This window comes from Mesorhizobium sp. M5C.F.Ca.IN.020.32.2.1, from assembly GCF_004023105.1.
GTDB lineage: Bacteria > Pseudomonadota > Alphaproteobacteria > Rhizobiales > Rhizobiaceae > Mesorhizobium > Mesorhizobium wenxiniae.
Genome location: NZ_RZSX01001687.1, coordinates 1 through 427 on the forward strand (window position 1 = coordinate 1; position 427 = coordinate 427).

Below are 427 nucleotides of genomic sequence, written 5' to 3' on the forward strand. Positions count from 1 at the left end.
ATCCACCTCTCGTCCTGTTCAGCATCGACCGTCGTTCAGCCGGCCTACCGCTCTGGGAGAATGCCGCAAGTTACACGGTCAACGTCCTCTCGGAAAACCAGAAGGACATTTCCAACCGCTTCGCCAAGCCGCTTTCCAACAAGTGGGAGGGGATGCGGTTCGAGCAAGGCCGCTCTGGCGCCCCGGTGCTGCCCGGCGCGGCGGCGCTGTTCGACTGCGAGCCGTGGGCTAGGCACGAAGCCGGCGACCACGTGCTGTTCATCGCCAGGGTTAAGCATTTTCGGTCCTTCGCCGACCGGCAACCGCTGGTTTTCGGCAAGGGACGCTACGCATCACTGCAGCCAACGGAGTTTGCGGCGCCGCTTTGGCCGCTCGACATCCACTACTGAGCGCGGAGGGTAAGATGATCAAGACTGGAGCGCAGCAT

Annotated in this window: 1 protein-coding gene; it reads left to right on the forward strand. The window is 62.5% G+C overall.

Annotation, left to right across the window (positions count from 1 at the left end):
- Positions 1-389: flavin reductase family protein (locus EOA86_RS38170; protein ID WP_164892490.1), on the forward strand; the 389-nt coding region annotated here is incomplete at its 5' end.
- Between the last annotated feature and the right edge of the window lie 38 nt (positions 390-427).